1 protein-coding gene is annotated in these 270 nt (G+C 40.7%); it reads left to right on the top strand.

Features of this window, described 5'->3' with window-relative positions:
* Positions 1-270: hypothetical protein (locus tag IAI56_RS16025; protein WP_222941041.1), on the top strand; the 270-nt coding region annotated here is incomplete at both ends.

Below are 270 nucleotides of genomic sequence, written 5' to 3'. Positions count from 1 at the left end.
GTGGAACCAACCAAACAATAACCTTAAGCGCAGCAGGAACAGCTACAATATCAGTAAGTCCAACGACAACAGGAACGATAAACATAGTTAGCGTAGCAAGTTCAGGAACACCAAGTTGTATCAATCTACAACCGAGTAGTATTCCGATTACAGTATTGCCATTACCAACGGCAAGTGTAACGGCTAATCCAAGTACTATTTGTCAAAACGGAACCACGACTTTAACCTTTACAGGAACACCAAATGCTACAGTAACGTATAACATCAATG

Source organism: Flavobacterium macrobrachii (assembly GCF_014486675.1).
GTDB lineage: Bacteria > Bacteroidota > Bacteroidia > Flavobacteriales > Flavobacteriaceae > Flavobacterium > Flavobacterium macrobrachii.
This window is presented reverse-complemented; position numbering and strand designations above follow the sequence as displayed.